This is a genomic window from Ruegeria sp. AN11 (assembly GCF_056536005.1).
The window spans coordinates 3,116,949-3,135,357 of the sequence record NZ_JBQFJD010000001.1; the positions used below are offsets into that span (position 1 = coordinate 3,116,949).

20 protein-coding genes are annotated in these 18,409 nt (G+C 60.4%); 15 read left to right on the forward strand and 5 right to left on the reverse strand.

Translation table 11 applies throughout. The annotated features are described in order from the left end of the window. Positions 1-64: 64 nt before the first annotated feature. The 8 genes from gcvP to ACR3EQ_RS15410 all read left to right on the forward strand — a co-directional run bounded on the left by gcvP (position 65) and on the right by ACR3EQ_RS15410 (position 8,926). Positions 65-2,920, forward strand: coding sequence for an aminomethyl-transferring glycine dehydrogenase (gene gcvP, locus ACR3EQ_RS15375; RefSeq protein ID WP_170613942.1), 2,856 nt, complete (start codon positions 65-67; stop codon positions 2,918-2,920). A 199-nt stretch (positions 2,921-3,119) separates the two neighbouring features. Further along, on the forward strand, positions 3,120-4,301 hold the full coding sequence (locus tag ACR3EQ_RS15380; RefSeq protein ID WP_480491131.1) for a phosphoserine transaminase: 1,182 nt from the start codon (positions 3,120-3,122) through the stop codon (positions 4,299-4,301). Between the two features lie 59 nt (positions 4,302-4,360). Continuing rightward, on the forward strand, positions 4,361-5,956 hold the full coding sequence (gene serA / locus ACR3EQ_RS15385) for a phosphoglycerate dehydrogenase (RefSeq protein ID WP_170614136.1): 1,596 nt from the start codon (positions 4,361-4,363) through the stop codon (positions 5,954-5,956). Positions 5,957-6,074: 118 nt separating this feature from the next. Beyond that, on the forward strand, positions 6,075-6,812 hold the full coding sequence (locus ACR3EQ_RS15390) for a metallophosphoesterase (RefSeq protein ID WP_480491133.1): 738 nt from the start codon (positions 6,075-6,077) through the stop codon (positions 6,810-6,812). Between the two features lie 103 nt (positions 6,813-6,915). Continuing rightward, entirely contained in the window at positions 6,916-7,794 is an 879-nt protein-coding gene (gene serB / locus ACR3EQ_RS15395; RefSeq protein ID WP_480491135.1) for a phosphoserine phosphatase SerB, read from the forward strand. A gap of 42 nt (positions 7,795-7,836) precedes the next feature. Then, positions 7,837-8,166, forward strand: coding sequence for an ArsR/SmtB family transcription factor (locus tag ACR3EQ_RS15400; RefSeq protein ID WP_170614139.1), 330 nt, complete (start codon positions 7,837-7,839; stop codon positions 8,164-8,166). Then, complete coding sequence (locus ACR3EQ_RS15405; RefSeq protein WP_170614140.1) at positions 8,154-8,582, forward strand: SRPBCC family protein; 429 nt, start codon at positions 8,154-8,156, stop codon at positions 8,580-8,582. Before ACR3EQ_RS15400 ends, ACR3EQ_RS15405 begins: the two co-directional genes overlap by 13 nt. 23 nt (positions 8,583-8,605) lie before the next feature. Then, a complete protein-coding gene (locus tag ACR3EQ_RS15410) occupies positions 8,606-8,926 on the forward strand; it encodes a YciI family protein (protein WP_170619302.1) in 321 nt (106 codons plus the stop codon). A 5-nt stretch (positions 8,927-8,931) separates the two neighbouring features. Here the strand turns inward: ACR3EQ_RS15410 and ACR3EQ_RS15415 are convergent, their stop codons facing one another. Continuing rightward, complete coding sequence (locus ACR3EQ_RS15415) at positions 8,932-9,930, reverse strand: asparaginase (protein WP_480491137.1); 999 nt, start codon at positions 9,928-9,930, stop codon at positions 8,932-8,934. A gap of 180 nt (positions 9,931-10,110) precedes the next feature. On the opposite strand from ACR3EQ_RS15415, the gene ACR3EQ_RS15420 reads away from it, so the two are divergent. From ACR3EQ_RS15420 to ACR3EQ_RS15440, 5 genes are all read left to right on the forward strand, one after another. After that, positions 10,111-10,644, forward strand: coding sequence for an invasion associated locus B family protein (locus ACR3EQ_RS15420; RefSeq protein WP_170614143.1), 534 nt, complete (start codon positions 10,111-10,113; stop codon positions 10,642-10,644). Between the two features lie 171 nt (positions 10,645-10,815). Continuing rightward, the gene (locus ACR3EQ_RS15425; RefSeq protein WP_170679265.1) at positions 10,816-10,980 is read left to right on the forward strand and encodes a hypothetical protein; all 165 of its coding nucleotides are present in this window, start codon (positions 10,816-10,818) and stop codon (positions 10,978-10,980) included. 142 nt (positions 10,981-11,122) lie between these two features. Further along, positions 11,123-11,503 carry a lysozyme inhibitor LprI family protein gene (locus ACR3EQ_RS15430; RefSeq protein WP_480440782.1) on the forward strand — a complete coding sequence of 127 codons (381 nt, stop codon included), beginning with the start codon at positions 11,123-11,125 and terminating at the stop codon, positions 11,501-11,503. A gap of 79 nt (positions 11,504-11,582) precedes the next feature. Next, positions 11,583-12,770, forward strand: coding sequence for a dual-specificity RNA methyltransferase RlmN (gene rlmN, locus ACR3EQ_RS15435; RefSeq protein ID WP_170614145.1), 1,188 nt, complete (start codon positions 11,583-11,585; stop codon positions 12,768-12,770). A gap of 234 nt (positions 12,771-13,004) precedes the next feature. Beyond that, complete coding sequence (locus tag ACR3EQ_RS15440) at positions 13,005-13,631, forward strand: cytochrome P460 family protein (RefSeq protein ID WP_480491139.1); 627 nt, start codon at positions 13,005-13,007, stop codon at positions 13,629-13,631. A gap of 7 nt (positions 13,632-13,638) precedes the next feature. Here the strand turns inward: ACR3EQ_RS15440 and ACR3EQ_RS15445 are convergent, their stop codons facing one another. After that, complete coding sequence (locus tag ACR3EQ_RS15445) at positions 13,639-13,983, reverse strand: hypothetical protein (RefSeq protein WP_170614147.1); 345 nt, start codon at positions 13,981-13,983, stop codon at positions 13,639-13,641. Next, complete coding sequence (locus ACR3EQ_RS15450; RefSeq protein WP_170619301.1) at positions 13,980-14,906, reverse strand: DnaJ C-terminal domain-containing protein; 927 nt, start codon at positions 14,904-14,906, stop codon at positions 13,980-13,982. The genes ACR3EQ_RS15445 and ACR3EQ_RS15450 overlap by 4 nt, the downstream gene beginning before the upstream one ends. 151 nt (positions 14,907-15,057) lie before the next feature. On the opposite strand from ACR3EQ_RS15450, the gene ACR3EQ_RS15455 reads away from it, so the two are divergent. Next, positions 15,058-15,441, forward strand: coding sequence for an aromatic acid exporter family protein (locus ACR3EQ_RS15455; protein ID WP_170614149.1), 384 nt, complete (start codon positions 15,058-15,060; stop codon positions 15,439-15,441). Here ACR3EQ_RS15455 and ACR3EQ_RS15460 read toward each other — a convergent pair whose 3' ends face one another. Together ACR3EQ_RS15460 and ACR3EQ_RS15465 are read right to left on the reverse strand one after the other, a co-directional pair. Beyond that, on the reverse strand, positions 15,442-16,542 hold the full coding sequence (locus ACR3EQ_RS15460; protein ID WP_170614150.1) for a cystathionine gamma-lyase: 1,101 nt from the start codon (positions 16,540-16,542) through the stop codon (positions 15,442-15,444). It lies immediately after the preceding gene. A 3-nt stretch (positions 16,543-16,545) separates the two neighbouring features. Beyond that, complete coding sequence (locus ACR3EQ_RS15465; RefSeq protein ID WP_170614151.1) at positions 16,546-17,388, reverse strand: LOG family protein; 843 nt, start codon at positions 17,386-17,388, stop codon at positions 16,546-16,548. A 79-nt stretch (positions 17,389-17,467) separates the two neighbouring features. Here ACR3EQ_RS15465 and ACR3EQ_RS15470 point away from each other — a divergent pair, with 79 nt between their 5' ends. After that, entirely contained in the window at positions 17,468-18,379 is a 912-nt protein-coding gene (locus ACR3EQ_RS15470) for a threonine/serine dehydratase (RefSeq protein WP_480491142.1), read from the forward strand. The last annotated feature ends 30 nt before the right edge of the window (positions 18,380-18,409 follow it).

Consider the following 18,409-nt stretch of genomic DNA (forward strand, 5'->3'; position numbering starts at 1 on the left):
CTTACCCCACGCCGGAGGCTCCTGCCAGAGCGGCTGGGTGAGACATTTCATGAGGAGCGCTGCAATGGCCTTCAAACTGACCGATTACGAAGCCTATGACTTCGCCAATCGCCGCCACATCGGCCCGTCGCCCACCGAGATGCGCGACATGCTGAAGGTGATCGGCTTCAAGACGCTGGACGAGCTGATCGACGCCACCGTCCCGCCGGCGATCCGGCAGACAGAGCCGCTGGACTGGGGTCCGGCGATGACCGAGCGCGATGCGCTGTTCCACATGAAAGAGGTGGCGCGCAAGAACAAGGTTCTGACCTCGCTGATCGGTCAGGGCTATTACGGCACCACCACGCCGGCGCCGATCCTGCGCAACATCCTGGAAAACCCGGCCTGGTACACCGCCTATACGCCCTATCAGCCCGAGATCAGCCAGGGCCGTCTTGAGGCGCTTCTGAACTTCCAGACCATGGTCAGCGACCTGACCGGGCTGGACGTGGCCAACGCCTCGCTGCTGGACGAAGCCACCGCGGCGGCCGAAGCCATGGCGATGGCCAAGCGCGGCGGCCGGTCCAAGGCCAACAACGCGGCCTTCTTCGTGGACAAGAACTGCCACCCGCAGACCATCGCGGTCATTAAAACACGCGCCGAGCCTCTGGGCATCGACGTGCAGGTGGCCGATCCGGATACGCTGGATGCTGGTGCGGTGTTTGGCGCCATCTTCCAGTATCCGGGCACCTATGGCCATGTGCGCGACTTCTCTGCCGAGATCGCGGCGCTGCATGAACATAAGGCGATCGCCATCGTAGCGGCCGATATCCTGTCGCTGGCACTGCTGAAGTCACCGGGCGAGATGGGCGCGGACATTGCCATCGGCTCGACCCAGCGCTTTGGCGTGCCGATGGGCTATGGCGGCCCGCACGCGGCCTACATGGCGACCACCGACAAGCTGAAACGGTCGATGCCGGGGCGGATCATCGGCGTCAGCATCGACAGCCGTGGCAACAAGGCCTATCGCTTGGCGCTGCAGACCCGCGAGCAGCATATCCGCCGCGAGAAGGCGAACTCGAACGTCTGCACCGCGCAGGCGCTGCTGGCCGTCATTGCCTCGATGTATGCGGTCTATCACGGCCCCGACGGCATCAAGGCCATCGCGCAATCGGTGCACCGCAAGACCTCGCGCCTGGCCGACGGTCTGGAGGCGGCAGGCTTTGCCGTGGAACCCGAGGTGTTCTTCGACACCATCACGGTCGAGGTCGGCCATCTGCAGAAGACGGTCATGGAGGCCGCCGTGGCCCGGGGCGTCAACCTGCGCAAGGTGGGCGAGACCAAGGTCGGCATCAGCCTTGATGAACAGACCCGCCCCGAGACCATCGAGGCGGTCTGGGGTGCCTTCGGCATCGACCGCAAGGATGACAGCTCGAACAAGCATTACCGCCTGCCGGAACATGCGCTGCGCGAAAGCGCGTACCTGACCCACCCGATCTTCCACAAGAACCGGGCCGAGGCCGAGATCACCCGCTACATGCGCCGTCTGGCCGACCGCGACCTGGCACTGGACCGGGCGATGATCCCGCTGGGGTCCTGCACCATGAAGCTGAACGCCACGATCGAGATGATCCCGGTCACCTGGCCCGAGTTCGGCAATCTGCACCCGTTCTGCCCGGAAGATCAGGCGCAGGGCTATCTTGAGATGATTGCCGATCTGAACGACAAGCTGTGCCAGATCACCGGTTATGACGCGATCAGCCAGCAGCCCAACTCGGGCGCGCAGGGTGAGTACGCGGGTCTGCTGACCATCCGCAACTATCACTTCGCCCGTGGCGAAGGGCACCGCAATGTCTGTCTGATCCCGACCTCGGCGCATGGCACCAACCCGGCCTCGGCGCAGATGGTGGGCTGGCAGGTGGTGCCGGTGCAGTCGGATGACAAGGGCAACATCGATGTCGCCGATTTCCGCGCCAAGGCGGAAAAGCACAGCGACCATCTGGCCGCCTGCATGATCACCTACCCCTCGACCCATGGCGTGTTCGAGGAAACCGTGCAGGAGGTCTGCCAGATCACCCATGACCACGGCGGTCAGGTCTATATCGACGGCGCCAACATGAACGCCATGGTCGGTCTGGCCCAGCCGGGCAAGATCGGCGGCGACGTCAGCCACCTGAACCTGCACAAGACCTTCTGCATCCCGCATGGCGGCGGCGGCCCCGGCATGGGCCCGATCGGCGTCAAGGCGCATCTGGAAGAGCATCTGCCCGGCCACCCGGAATACGGCACCGCCGTGGGCCCGGTCTCGGCGGCGCCCTTCGGCTCGCCCTCGATCCTTCCCGTATCGTGGGCCTATGTGCTGCTGATGGGCGGTGAGGGTCTGACGCAGGCGACGAAAGTGGCAATCCTGAACGCCAACTACATCGCGGCACGGCTCAAGGATGCCTATCCGATCCTATACACCTCGGAAACGGGCCGGGTGGCGCATGAATGCATCCTCGACACCCGTCCGCTGGACGAGGCCGCGCATGTCAGCGTCGACGACATCGCCAAGCGTCTGGTCGATAGCGGCTTCCACGCGCCGACCATGTCCTGGCCGGTGGCGGGCACCCTGATGGTCGAACCCACCGAATCGGAACCCATGGCCGAGCTGGACCGCTTCTGCGATGCCATGCTGTCCATCCGGGCCGAGGCGCAGGACATCATCGACGGCAAGATCGACGCGGACAACAACCCGCTGAAAAACGCCCCCCACACGGTGCGCGATCTGGTCGGCGACTGGGACCGCCCCTACACCCGCGAACAGGCCTGCTTCCCCCCGGGCTCCATGGGCGTCGACAAATACTGGTCCCCCGTCAACCGCGTCGACAACGCATACGGCGACAGAAACCTCATCTGCACATGCCCTCCAATGTCAGAATACGAAGAAGCCGCTGAGTGAAAGATAATACCCCTCGCCGGAAACATCCGGCGGGGTTTTTCGCCAATCGGAAACCTGCGTTCCAATTTGTGCCATTTTCAGATGTCGTTTTCACCCAATGAAGCGTCTTTTCTGCTTGCTGCGGGTGCAAACTGACCATACCTCTGTCCGTGGGACACCCCTCCCCAACGAGGGGCGTGTATCTGGAAGGGTAATACAGATGACTATCGAACAACCGGCGCCGCGCGACGCCGTGCGCAAACCCGAACTGCGGCCGGCGAACCCGCGTTTTTCTTCGGGCCCCTGCGCCAAACCCCCTACATTCGAACTGAACAAGCTGGCCGATGCCGCACTCGGTCGGTCGCACCGGGCCGCTGTCGGCAAGGACAAGCTCAAGGCGGCCATTGAAGGCACGCGCGAAATTCTGGGTATTCCGGCCGACTACAAGATCGGCATTGTTCCCGCTTCGGACACCGGCGCGGTTGAGATGGCGCTCTGGTCGCTGCTGGGCGAACGCAAGGTCGAGATGCTGGCGTGGGAGAGCTTTGGCGCGGGTTGGGTGACCGATGTGGTCAAGCAGCTGAAGATCGACGCCGAGGTCAAGACTGCGGATTACGGTCAGATTGTTGATCTGGCGACGGCCGATTTTGCCAATGATGTGGTGTTCACTTGGAACGGCACGACTTCGGGTGTGCGGGTTCCGAATGGCGACTGGATTGCTGATGACCGTCAGGGCCTGACGATCTGCGACGCGACTTCGGCAGCTTTTGCGATGGACCTGCCGTGGGACAAGCTGGATGTGACCACCTTCAGCTGGCAGAAAGTGCTGGGCGGTGAGGCGGCGCACGGTATGCTGATCCTGAGCCCTCGCGCTGTGGAGCGGCTGGAAAACTACACGCCGGCCTGGCCTCTGCCCAAGATTTTCCGCCTGACCAAGGGTGGCAAGCTGATCGAGGGCATCTTTACCGGCGCCACGATCAACACGCCGTCGATGCTGGCGGTCGAGGATTACCTGTTCGCGCTGGACTGGGCGCGCTCGGTCGGCGGGTTGCAGGGGCTGATGGCCCGTGCGGATGCCAATGCCGGTGCGGTGCACGCGTTCTGCAAACAGAATGACTGGATTGCCAATCTGGCCGAGGATGCGGCGACGCGGTCGAATACTTCGGTCTGTCTGAAGTTCACCGACGCGCGCATTCAGGACGGAGCGGGTTTCGCCAAGGCCGTGGCCAAGCGGCTTGAAGCCGAGAATATCGCGCTGGACATCGGGGCCTATCGCGACGCGCCTGCGGGCCTGCGCATCTGGTGCGGCGGCACGGTTGAAACCTCGGATATCGAGGCGATGCTGCCTTGGCTGGCGTGGGCCTTCGAGGCTGAAATCGTGGCGCAATCTGAGGCCGCCTGATCTTATTCACCGGGCCACATCCGGCCCGGACATCCAATACAATTCAAGGACCAGAGAATATGGCTCCCAAAGTACTCGTCTCTGACAAACTCAGCGAAACCGCCGTGCAGATCTTCCGTGATCGCGGCATCGACGTGGATTTCATGCCTGACCTGGGCAAGGACAAAGACAAACTGGCCGAGGTGATTGGCCAATATGACGGTCTTGCCATCCGGTCGGCCACCAAGGTCACACCGACAATTCTGGAGAAGGCGGACAAGCTGAAAGTCATCGGCCGCGCCGGGATCGGGACCGACAATATCGACAAGGAAGCGGCCTCGAAAAAGGGCGTGATCGTGATGAACACGCCTTTCGGCAACATGATCACCACCGCAGAACATGCGATTGCGATGATGTTCGCCGTGGCACGGCAAATTCCCGAGGCCAGCACCTCGACCCATGCGGGCAAGTGGGAAAAGTCCAAGTTCATGGGGATCGAGCTGACCAACAAGACCCTGGGCGTAATCGGTGCGGGCAATATCGGCGGCATCGTCTGCGAGCGCGCGCATGGGTTGAAAATGAAGGTCATCGCTTATGACCCCTATCTGAGCGAGGAAAAAGCCGACGCGATAGGAGTCGAAAAGGTCGACCTGGATCAGCTGCTGGCCCGCGCGGATTTCATTACTCTGCACGTGCCGCTGACCGACCAGACACGCAATATCCTGAGCCGCGAGAATCTGGCCAAGACCAAGAAGGGGGTACGCATCATCAACTGTGCCCGAGGTGGTCTGGTCGACGAAGAGGCGCTGGCCGAAATGCTGCAGTCGGGTCACGTCGCCGGGGCCGCGTTCGATGTGTTCAGTGCCGAGCCTGCGAAAGACAATCCATTGTTCAACCTGCCCAACGTGGTCTGCACACCGCACCTTGGGGCGGCGACGACAGAGGCTCAGGAAAACGTCGCGCTTCAGGTGGCCGAGCAGATCTCGAACTACCTGCTGACAGGTGCGGTCGAGAACGCGCTGAACATGCCCAGCGTCACCGCCGAAGAGGCCAAGATCATGGGACCGTGGATCAAGCTGGCGGGTCATTTGGGCAGCTTCATTGGCCAGATGACGGATGAACCGATCAAAGCGATCAACATCCTTTACGATGGTGTCGCGGCGGAAATGAACCTGGCGGCGCTGAACTGTTCGGTGATCGCTGGGATCATGAAGAAGTTCAACCCTGAGGTGAACATGGTGTCGGCACCTGTGGTTGCCAAAGAGCGTGGTATCAAGATCTCGACCACCAATCAGGACAAATCGGGTGCTTTTGACGGGTATATCAAGGTGACTGTCGTCACGGAAAAGCGCGAACGCTCGATCGGCGGAACCGTGTTCAGCGACGGCAAGCCGCGATTTATCCAGATCAAGGGCATCAATATCGATGCCGAGATCGGGTCGCACATGCTCTATACCACCAACGAGGACGTTCCGGGCATCATCGGTACGCTAGGACAGACCATGGGAGAGCATGGTGTGAACATCGCGAACTTTACGCTCGGCCGGTCCGAAGCTGGCGGCGAGGCGATCGCCTTGCTCTATGTTGACGAACCCGTCCCGGCCGAGGCACGGGCCAAACTGGCGGAGACCGGATTGTTCACGCAGATCAAGCCGCTGGAATTTGATGTGGCCTGAAGCCTGTTGAGAATCTGAGACGCTCGGATACCCGCAGGTGCATCCTTGCGGGTATCGGCTTTATGAAAGTCGTCAATTGCGCCAGAACGTTCCCTGTGGTCGTCACCGGAGGATACCAATGACAATGCCAGTTTACGCAGTCGGCGATCTGCATGGGCAAGTGGCCGAGTTTGAACGGGCGATGCAACTGGTCGAGCGCGATGGCGGGCCGGATGCGCGCATCGTGTTTCTGGGGGACTATGTCGATCGCGGCCGGGACAGTCGGGGTGTGATCGAAAGGCTCATTGCGGGCCGCGGTGAAGGCCGGGACTGGATCACGCTGCTGGGCAATCACGATCGCATGTTTGCCTGGTTCATGGAGGATGTTCCCCGCCACGACCCCCATCTGCTGGTCGGGTACCACTGGCTGCACGAGCGCCTTGGCGGTATCGAGACCTTGCGCAGCTACGGAGTGGAGTTCGAGGATCGCATCCGGCTTGAAGACCTGCACGCAATGGCCCGTGCGGCGGTTCCGAAGTCGCATGTGAATTTCCTGCGTGGTCTTCTTGCCATGTACCAGACCCAACAGGTTGCTTTCGTGCATGCCGGCGTCCGCCCCGGCGTGTCGCTGAGCGATCAGAACGAAAACGATCTGGTCTGGATCAGACAGGCCTTTCATGCGCACAAGAAGGCGTATTCAAAGCTGATTGTGCATGGCCACACACCGGTAGACAGGGCGACCCATTACGGAAACCGGGTCAATCTGGACAGCGGCGCGGGCTATGGAAAAAGCGTGAGTGTCGCGGTGTTCGAAGGTCGAAGATGCTGGTTGCTGACGGATCAGGGACGCGTGGAACTTCAGGCACCTGTCGGGTGACGGGCGGGCACGACCTGACCCAGCGGGGCGTGTTTTCGCAACGGCCTCTGGCCAAAATACTGTACCCGCGATTCTTCGCAGGTGAGCTTGCAGGAGATCGAATATGTACATTGCCACTCTGTTGACCAGCCCCGAGACACGGACGCTGGACCAGGCTTTGGTCGAGTCGTTGCGAAATGCCTGGGGCGGCGGCGAGATACTGTGGCTCAGCCCGGATGAGGCGGCGGAATTCCCGCTGTCAGAGATGCCCGGAAATCGCTGGGACGTCTGGGCGGATTTGCAGCAGATGGGGGTCGATCTGATCGTGCAGCCAGCGGAAGGGCGGCGCAAAAGGATGCTGCTGGCGGACATGGACAGCACCATGATCCAGCAGGAGTGCATTGACGAACTGGCCGATGAGGCGGGTGTCGGTGAACGGGTCAAGGATATCACGGCTCGGGCCATGAACGGCGAACTGGATTTCGAAGGCGCGCTGACGGAGCGGGTCGGCCTGCTGAAAGGTCTTGATGTCGGCGTCATCGAGAAAGTTCTGGATGAACGTATTACACTGATGCCCGGTGGTAAGACCTTGTTGGGCACGATGCGGACAAATGGCGGTTATGCAGCGCTGGTCTCTGGCGGGTTCACCGCTTTCACCGCACGGGTCGCTGAACTGTTGGGCTTTGACGAAAACCGGGCCAATACGCTGCTGTTCGAAAACGGCAAGCTGACCGGAAAAGTCCAGCACCCCATCCTGGGGCGTCAGGCCAAGATTGAAGCCCTGGAGCAGGTCACGAGCCGCCTGGGCCTGGCCGAGGCCGATGTTATTGCGGTGGGCGACGGGGCCAACGATCTGGGCATGCTGAGCCGCGCCGGAACCGGCGTCGCGCTGCACGCCAAACCCTCGGTCGCTGAGCAGTGCGAGGTTCGCGTCAACCATGGTGATCTGACGGCGCTGCTTTACCTGCAGGGCTACACTCGCGCGGAATTCGTCTCGATCTGATCGAGGCTTTCCTTTATTTAACGCATGTGTTAATTATTGGTCATGAACACGCTTCTGACCGCTTTTTCTGCCCTGTCCGACGCCACTCGCTTTTCGATCGTTGAACAACTGATGGAGAAGGGTGAGCTGCCCGCCGGTGATCTGATTGAAGGCCGGGGCATGTCCGGTGCCGCGATCTCTCGTCATCTCAAGGTTCTGCGGGAAGCCGGACTGGTGCGGCAACGGGTGAACGGCACTCAACGGATTTACTCAATCCAGCCCGATGGCCTGCGCGCGATTGCGGAATGGACCATTTCCAAGCGGCAGTTCTGGGAGGCCAGCCTTGACCGTTTGGGCGACATTCTTGAACAGGAGAATTCATGGCCGACCTGAAACTCGAACGGGAATTTCCCGTCAGCCCCGAAACCCTGTTTGCCTGGATCAGCGACGGCGCAAAGCTGTTGCGATGGTGGGGGCCGGAAGGCGTACACGTGCCCGAGCATGATCTGGACTTTTCACGAACCGGACCATGGTTCTCGGTCATGCAGAACGATGAGGGCAAACAGTTCAAGGTGTCCGGTCACGTGACCCATGTTGATCCGCCGAAGTCGGTTGGCTTCACCTGGGCCTGGCATGACGATCAGGACAAGCGCGGTGCGGAAAGCCACGTGACCTTTTCCGTTGCAGCGACGCAAACCGGGGCGCGACTGACCGTGGATCACCGCGAACTCGCGGATGCCGAGGCCGCAGCCAATCACGAGATGGGCTGGACATCGTCCCTGCGCAAATTGCAGGCCCAGTGCACGTAGGTTTTCAAAAAGGGAGGAGCGATATGCCCCAATATTTGTTTGTCTATCACGGGGGAACAACCCCAACCGACCCCGCCGAGATCGAGGCGACCATGGCCGCATGGGGTGCTTGGTTTCAGGGCATGGGCGATTCGCTGGATATCCCCGGCAACCCGGTGGGTCAGTCCTATACGGTCAGCAACAATGGCGTTGCCGATAATGGCGGCGCCAACCCCGCCTCGGGGTTCACTGTGGTTCGGGCCGACAGCATCGATGCCGCGACAGAAATGGCCAAAGGCTGTCCAATGGTCGTTAATGGCTCGGGCTCGGTCGAAGTGGCCGAGGTGCATGAGATCGAGATGTAGCGGGCTTAGCCGGGAAACCCCGGTGCAGGTCTGATCACGCCGCATTCCAGCCCGCGGCGGCTGTATTGAATGGCGTTCATAAACTTGCGGGTGGCCGGGTGATCGGCCTCCAGCACACCGAGGCTGACCAGAATAGCGGCGATGGCGCACTCGCTGGCGCGGGTTGTGCCATCGGTGACTTTCAGCGCAACGCCCATTCGTTTCTCGGGGATGATGGCGACAAAAACCGCCTCGGCCCCGGTTTTGATTGCAGCGCGACCATTCATGGCGCGCATCAGTTCGGTACAGGCCCGGGTTTCGCCGGCAACCAGTTCAGGGTGCGCGAGCATGGCCTCAGTCAGTTGGCGCGCGGCATCGCTGGCCCGGTCAGATCGGTCCGCCGCCGAGGCGAACCAGGCCATCGACCGCGCCAGACCCGAAAGTGTTGTTGCGAAATTCGGGGCGGAACACCCGTCAATTCCAAAGGTCGGGCTGGATTCACCCGTGGTTTCTTCAAAGGCCGCCAGGCAGGCCTGCTGAACCGGGTGATCGATTTCAAGATATTCCGGCCCGGCGCCCATATGTTGCGCCACCGAAAGGAACCCGCAATGTTTGCCTGAACAATTGTTGTGGATCTGGCAGGGCGTATCATCGGCCAGGATCAACCCATCCCGCGCGGCCATGTCCTGCGGCTCTTGCGGGCCGCAGCGCAGGTCAGGCTCGGCCAGACCCAGATGATCCAGCCACGCCGACACACGATCAGTGTGAATCGCGGCACCGCTATGTGACGCGCAGGCCAACGCCAGATGTTCGCTGTTCAACCCGTATCTGGCTGAAGCACCCGAGGTGAGCAGCGGCAGAGCCTGGATCATCTTGGCCGACGACCGCGGATAGATAACCGCCTGCGGATCGCCCCAGCTTTTTACGATCTGGCCACTGTCGTCACAGATCACTGCATGGCCCAGATGCAGGCTTTCCAGCAGCGAGCCGCGCCACAGTTCTGTCATTGCCACGGGCTGCGTCATGTTATCCTCCGAAATTATGCGCAAATTTCTGCCAATCGCCCTTTCGCCTGTGGCGAAACCTGCGTTAGTGTGTGTATGTCGGCAATTATCGGAATGCGCAACATACGAGAGACGGACCATAAGGGTTCGCGGGCGCGTCCGATCGGTTTGGGGTATGAGTCGGGCTAGGAGGCTGGACAAATGGGATCAAGACTAGTCCGCGCAGTTGCGGGCTTGTGCATGGCCGGGATGGCAACAACCGCAACGGCCCAACAGGCAAGCAGCACCAACAGGGTTGCGGCAAAAACCGACTGGAGCGTTTTTGTCGAAAGCGATCCGACGGAATGCTGGAGCGTTTCTGCGCCAAGGGAAACGGTCAACACACGCGGTGGCCGAGTGGTTTCGGTGCGCCGCAGCGATATTCTGCTGTTTGTGTTCTTCCGCCCCAATGCCGAGGTTAAAGGGCAGGTCACGTTTACCGGCGGCTATCCCTTTGCGCCTGGATCGACGGTCAATCTGAATGTCGACGGGACCGAGTTTGAACTGATCACCGAGGGCGAATGGGCCTGGCCAGCAACTGAAGGCGAAGACCTTAAGGTGGTTGCAGCAATGAAGCGCGGCACCGAAGCAGTTCTGACGGCGCGCTCAGAACGCGGAACTCAGACCAAAGACACGTTCTCGCTGCTGGGGTTCACCGCAGCGATCGAAGACGCCGAGAAGCGCTGCACCAACTAAGCGCTCATTTCAAGTTCATGCGGCCCCGTCATCCGGCGGGGCTTTTTCGTGAAAAGGCGCAATGCAGTCTTTTCCTTGACGCAACGTTCGATCCTGAACTTGATCCGCATCAAGGCAGGCTACCCGCTTTTTCTGAACTAATCGGTTCAGGAATTCAGAAGGAACCTGCCAATGCTGAACAAATCACTTGCCGCGCTGATGATGGCCGCGATGTTGCTGAGCGCGTGTGAAAAGACCGCCGAAACATACCCTGTGACCGGTGAACAATGTGGCCCGGAAGATCCCGTACAAACCCTGGACGCTGCGGATTGCGATATCCTTCCCCCGGGCGTTTGACGTATTCGCCTGATCTGAAACCCTGAAAGCGAAATGTACTTGTTTCGGTCGCATCGACTTGGTCTTTGCGACCGAACTGCGATTGGGACGCCGGAAAACACGTGCTACTGTGACCTGATGTAAGGGTTCACATGTGGAAACGATGATGCGTTACGTCTTGATCGCACTGCTATTCTCATCCGCAGCGTTGGCCGACCCCAGCCTGGAATGCTCTGACGCGGGTTCGCAGGTTGAGATCGGGTCTTGCGTCGGGAAAATGGAAGAACGCGTAAACATGGCAGTGAAGGCCAGTTACGATTTTGCCATGCAGACAGCAGCAGAGTTGGATGAGGTTACAGGCCGCATGGCCGCGCAACCCGCACTTGAGGCCGCACAAAAAGCTTGGACCACGTATCGCGATACGCAGTGTGACGCCGTAGGTGCGTCGTATGGCGGCGGGTCTGGAACCGGGATTGCCATCACGTCCTGCCGCATTGATCTGGGTCGGGCGCGCGTGGACGAATTGCTGCGCATGGCAAATTAAGTCGCACGATTCCTTTTGATCTTTGCGTGCAATCCTATATAGAGGCGCATCCCAAGCCAGAATTCTTCGAGATAACCACATGTCGCCCAAAGCGCCGATCACTCAGGATGTCATGACCATCCCCCGCAAATTGCCCGAGGGGAAGGTGAACCTTGTCGGTCTGACCCGTGACCGCTTGCGCGAGGTTCTGATCGAACACGGGACGCCGGAAAAGCAGGCCAAGATGCGCACCGGCCAGATCTGGCAGTGGATCTATCAGTGGGGCGTGCGCGACTTTGCCGAGATGACAAATCTGGCCAAAGCCTATCGCGCGCAACTGGCCGAGCATTTCGTCATAGAGGTTCCCGAGGTTGTGACCCGTCAGGTGTCCGAAGACGGCACCCGCAAGTACCTGTGTCGCATCGCCGGCGGGCATGAGGTCGAAGTGGTCTATATCCCCGAAGAAGACCGGGGGACACTGTGCATCTCGTCTCAGGTCGGCTGCACGCTGACCTGTTCGTTCTGTCATACGGGCACTCAGAAACTTGTGCGAAACCTGACGGCGGCCGAGATTGTAGGTCAGATTATGATGGCCCGCGACGACCTTGAGGAATGGCCCGTCCCCGGCGCGCCCAAGGACGAAACCCGTCTGCTGTCAAACATCGTTCTGATGGGCATGGGCGAGCCGCTGTATAACTTCGACAACGTCCGCGATGCGATGAAGATTGCCATGGACCCTGAAGGGATTTCCCTGTCGCGCCGCCGCATCACGTTGTCCACATCCGGCGTGGTGCCGGAAATTGCACGGACTGCCGAAGAAATCGGGTGTCTGCTTGCGATCTCTTTCCACGCGACCACGGATGAAACGCGCGATGTGCTGGTGCCGATCAACAAGCGCTGGAACATCGAAGAGTTGCTGCAGGCGCTGGCCAGCTATCCAAACGCGTCGAACTCGGAACGGATCACGTTCGAATACGTAATGCTGGATGGCGTGAACGACAGTGACGAAGACGCGCACCGCCTGATCGACCACATCAAGCGCCATAACATTCCGGCAAAGATCAACCTGATCCCGTTCAACGAATGGCCCGGCGCGCCGTACAAGCGCAGCTCGAACAACCGCATTCGGGCCTTTGCCAACATCATCTATCAGGCCGGATACGCCTCACCCATCCGCAAGACGCGGGGTGAGGACATCATGGCGGCCTGTGGGCAGCTGAAATCGGCGACCGAACGCGCGCGGAAGTCCCGTAAGCAGATCGAGGCCGAGGCCGGTCTGGGAACCTGACCCTGACCCTTGCAACCCTGCCGGTCGCGAGAATTAATGTTCCCGCGCCTGTTCTTTATATGCGCGATTTGTTATGTTTCATCTTGTCGGCGCCCGGGGGGTTCACGCGTGTGCACAAGGCGGTGAAAGCCATGGACCGGTTGTGGCAGGTTTTTTTGCGCCTGTTATTATCGAATCTGACGCAGGTGCGCTGAAACAAGGCAAGCCTTTTTCAACTCAGGTGGGTCATCCAGTATGATTGCACGTTACCAGATTCAGCTTTTGAAACCCCTCGTTTTCCTGATCATGGCAACGGCCCTGCCGACCTTCTCTGCGGCTCAGTCCAGTGATGAAGACGCGCATCTGGCCATCGAGAACCCGGCGGATTTGTCGAAAAAGGATGCGCGCAAGTTCTATAAGTCCCTGCAAAAGCGTCTGGCGCGCGGGTACGCGGCTGCGCAGATGGATTTGATCCGGAACTATCAAAGCTGGCCGCTGTTCAACGATGCGCCTTATATCTCGGCCACACACGGTCAGCGCTACGTGAACAGTTACGCCAATCGCATGGCGCATAATTACGGAACCCTGCAAGAGGGCGAAGAGTTGCCGATGGGGTCTGTTCTGGCCAAAGACAGCATGACGGTGACCGATACCGGCAATCTGCACCCGGGTGCCATGTTCGTAATGGAAAAGCTGGCCAAAGGCGCCAGCCCTGAAACCGGTGACTGGCGCTATATCATGGTTATGCCGGACGGATCGCTCTTTGGGGACACGATGGGCGCTCGGTCAGAAGCTGTTTCCTATTGTCACGACTGCCACGAGGTCGTGGCGGATCGGGATTACACGTTTTTCGTGCCGGAAGACTACCTTGTGAACAACTGATCGCAGATTATCTGCGACCAAACCGGGCCGACCCGATGACCTCGATCAGGGTTTGGCGCACCGGTTCGGGCTGGGTATCGACGGCATTCAGAACCTCGCGCAGTTCGGCGCGCAGACAATGCATCTGGTCGATCAGGGAAATCATCATCGACAGCGCGTCGGGCTCCATCTCGTATTGATCATGCAGTTCGCAGGCCAGTTCCAGACGGGCGACGTCGATGCTTTGGTAGACAAGCCCTTGCTCCGTTTGTTCGGGGATCACAATTTCGGCGGCCAGATAAACGGACAGCCGGTCCGGGGTCAGGCGGGCAATAGTTGCGAGCACTTCGTCTTCGGTCAGGTGTCGGGTCATGACGGTATCCCCTCGCGAGGATCGTAGCGATGCGTTTCACGCCAGGTTTCCATGAAGGCCCTGAGGTCATCATCGACCTTGTCCGGCAGGGTCACGATCAGTTCGATCAGCTGATCCCCGCGCTCGGACGCACCCCGCTTTTTGACACCCTTGCCGCGCAGGCGCAGGGTCTTGCCGCTGCTGGTCCCCGCCGGGACGCTGACGTTCACGCCACCGTCTATGGTGGGGGCGGGAACCTTGCCGCCCAGAATCGCCTCGTCGATCGAGATCGGCAGAGTGATGTGGATGTCGTCGCCCTGCCGGTCAAAGACCGGATGCTTGGCGACCGAGATGGTGACAAGCGCATCGCCCGCAGGCCCCTGTCCATATCCGGGCGCACCCTTGCCGCGCAGCCGGATGGTCTGACCATCGGTGATGCCAGCGGGGATTTTGACCTCGATTCGATCACCATCGGGCAGGGTTAACTTCTGACTGGCCCCGAACACCGCGTCCAGAAAGCTGACCTGAAGCGAATAGTTCAGGTTGTGACCGGGCGCGTGAAATTCATGGCTGCGGTGCCGGCCGCGCCCGCCACGCCCACGCATGAACTCGGCAAAGATGTCGGACATATCCTCGGGGTCGCCATAAGACGCACCTGAACGATAGGGATTTCCTGCCGCCTCGGCATAGTCGCGGTAATATTGCTGCTGCGGTCTCTCCTGACCCGATGCATCAATTTCGCCATTGTCATAGCGCGCCCGCGTTTCGGGGTCTTTCAGCAGATCATAGGCTGCTGCGGCAGCTTTGAACTTTGCCTCGGCTTTGGCGTCACCCGGTTTCAGGTCCGGGTGGCAATCCTTGGCAATGCGCCGGTAGGCTTTCTTGATATCAGCGGCGCTTGCGTCTTTCTGGACGCCAAGGACCGAATATGGATCGTCGCTCATCTCACTCTCGCGGGTCACGTCTGATCGTTGGGCATGTTTTTTATCATGCGATTTCAATGCCCCGATTGGAAGAGGCTTTTGAAACCGCTCGCAAATTCCCGCAGGTCTGATAACATATGCATATTTCAGCTTGTTTTCTGACGGAGCCCCCATGACACGCAGAATTAAATCCGCACTGGCCCTTCTGGCGGGGAATGCCATCGGGTTGTTGATCGCCTCACTTCTGTTGTCCGGTTTCGCGATCCGGCCAATCTCGTTCATTGTCGTGGTGATCGTATTCACCCTTGTTCAGGTCGTGGCCGAACCGCTGATCCTGAAGCTGGGAGAGAAGAAAGCGCCCGCGCTGAAAGGCGGGATTGCGCTGATCGTGTCCTTTGTAGGCCTTTTGGTAACTGATCTGGTGACGACGGGCCTGACCGTCGGCGGCATCTCCAATCTGCTGGCTGCAACTTTGCTGGTCTGGTTGGGGGCTTTGATCGCCAGTGTGGTGCTGCCGATCTACGTGTTCACAGAACTGCGTGAGCCCAAGAAGTAATCACAGCGCGTTCAGGCTTGCCTCGATGGCCTGCCACAGTTCCTCCACCGGCTCGCATCCGACCGACAGGCGGATGAAGGCAGGATCGACGGCGTCGCCCCACCGTGCGCGACGCTCGGCCGAACTGTGGATGCCTCCGAACGAGGTGGCCGGGCGCAGCAATGGGCAGGCGTTGATGAAGGATTCAGCGTTGGCCTCGCTGTCCAGTGTCAGAGACAGCAGAAAGCCGAACCGCGCTGTTTGGGCATGTGCCAGTGCATATGACGGATCATCGGGCAGACCGAGGTAACGGACTTTTTTCACGGCCGGGTGCGCCGCTAGCCGTTCTGCCAGAACCTGTGCCGACGCGCACATGCGGTCGAACCGCACGTCCAGCGTTTCCAGCCCGCGGTGCAACAGCCATGCCTCATGAGGTCCGGGGATCGAGCCGGAGATCTTCCGCCATTCCTCGACCCGCTCCATGATCTTGGCGTCGCGGCTGGCCACATGGCCCATCAGCATGTCGGAATGCCCACCCATCGCCTTGGTGTCCGAAGACACGACGACGTCGATGCCCAGATCCAGCGGGCGCTGGCCCAATGGTGTCAGGGTCGTATTGTCGGCAATGGTCAGCCCCCCGGCGGTGCGCACATGTCCGGCTACGGCTGCCAGATCGATCATGTCCAGTCCGGGGTTCGAAGGGCTTTCGACAAAGACCACATCGAACCCGTCAAAGCCGCCTTCGGCAAAGGCGGTGGTGGGACGTTCCTCGATCTTCACGCCAAGGCGTGAGAGGAACCTGTCCGCCAGCAGGCGCGTGACGTAATATCCGTCCGATGGGATCAGCAGGCGCGATCCGGCTTGCACGGTCGCAAACAACGCCGCTGATATTGCCGCCATGCCGGACGGAAAGCTGAGGCAGGGCGCGTCTTCCAGATGTGCCAGCACGTTCTCAAGATGTACCCATGTTGGATTGTCGACGCGTCCGTAGGTCGCGTGACCATCCGGCGGGCCCGGCAAGTGGAACATGCTGCTTTGCGTCAGCGGCAGCGCCACCGGCTCGCCCATTTTCAGGGCATTCCCGCGCAGGTGAAGCATTTCTCCGGTCTTTGGCGCCGTCATCCGTCAGCGCCCCGGGATTTCGTCGCGGGGCGGGGCGGGTTCCCAGTTTTCGATGATCCCGACCGCCTCTTGTGCCGTGTCGACGAAACGGAAAAGGTCCAGGTCTTCGTCCGAAATGGTGCCAGCGTCCGCCAAAGCTTCCCAGTTGATGACCTTTTCCCAGAATGCGCGGCCAAACAGCAAGAAGGGGACGCGTTCCATACGACCGGTCTGGATCAGGGTCAGCGACTCGAACAGTTCATCCATCGTGCCGAAGCCGCCGGGGAAGATGGTGATGGCGCGGGCGCGCATCAGGAAATGCATCTTGCGGATCGCGAAATAGTGGAAATTGAAGCTCAGGTCCGGTGTCACGTAAAGGTTTGGTGCCTGTTCGTGCGGCAGCACGATGTTCAGACCGATCGAGTAACCTTCGGCATCCTGTGCACCGCGGTTTCCGGCCTCCATCACGCCGGGACCGCCGCCGGTGACGATCACGTTTTCACGGCAGCCGGTTTCCTTCGACTTCAGGGTCATCAGCCGGGCAAATTCCCGCGCTTCGTCGTAATACTGCGACAGACCGGCCAGCGTTTCGGTCCGGGCGGTGTGCTTTTGTGACGGTTCGGGAATGCGGGCCCCTCCGAACATCACGATGGTCGAGGTGATCTCGCGCTCGGTCATGATCATCTCGGGTTTCAGCAATTCCAGTTGCAGGCGCACCGGTCGCAGTTCTTCCCGGCACATGAAGTCCTCGTCGGCAAAGGCCAGACGATAGGCGGGCGACCGTGTCTGTGGCGTGTCCGGCACCTCGCTTGCGGTCGACCGGTCGGTCTGCGCGTCGCGGAAGGGGCTGAGTCGGTCTTCTCTCATGGGTGAACGATCCCTGCTTGCGTGTTTTTCAAACAGCTATAGGGTTCGCGGACAGAGTGCCAGCCACGGAAAGACAAGAATGAACTGGAAGAGTGAAATATCGGCGGCGCGGGATCGCATTGCCGGCTATGCACAGGTCACGCCGGTGATGGAAAGCCGCATTCCGGGGTTTCCGGTTGAAATGAAGCTGGAGCATTTGCAGCACACCGGCAGTTTCAAGGCACGCGGGGCCTTCAACACGCTGCTCAGCCTGGATGTGCCCGAGGCGGGCGTTGTTGCGGCATCAGGCGGCAACCACGGTGCGGCGGCGGCCTATGCGGCGCAGTCGCTGGGCCACCCGGCCAAGATTTTTGTGCCGGAACTGGCGGGGCCGTCCAAAATTGCGCTGATCGAGCAGACCGGCGCCGACCTGAGCGTTGTTCCCGGCGAATACGCCAATGCGCTGACCCAGGCCCGTTCTCATGAAGAAGAAACCGGGGCAATGCAGATCCATGCTTACGACGCACCGGCGACGGTGGCCGGGCAGGGCACCTGTTTCGCCGAGTGGGAGGCGCAGGGCTTGCAGGCGGATACCGTTCTTGTCGCGGTCGGTGGCGGCGGTCTGATTGCCGGGGCTTTGGCCTCGTTTCAGGGTGCGCGCAAAGTTGTGGCGGTCGAACCGGAAACCTCCTGCGCGCTGCACGCCGCGTTGCAGGCCGGGGAACCGGTGGATGTGTCCGTATCAGGGGTTGCGGCAAACGCATTAGGCGCGAGGCGGATCGGATCGATCTGTTTCGATCTGGCACGCGGCATGTCATCGGTTCTGGTCCCGGATGCGGCCATCACCAAGGCGCAGCGCGCATTGTGGCAGGCCCATAGGCTTCTGGTGGAACCGGCGGGGGCAACGGCTTTGGCGGCCTTGATGTCGGGTGCCTATCGGCCGGAACCGGGCGAGAAAGTGGCCGTTCTGATTTGCGGCGGCAATATTGCCCCGGACCCGTTCGCGGGCTGAATTATCTGCTTGTGGAAGGCGGGCTTCATT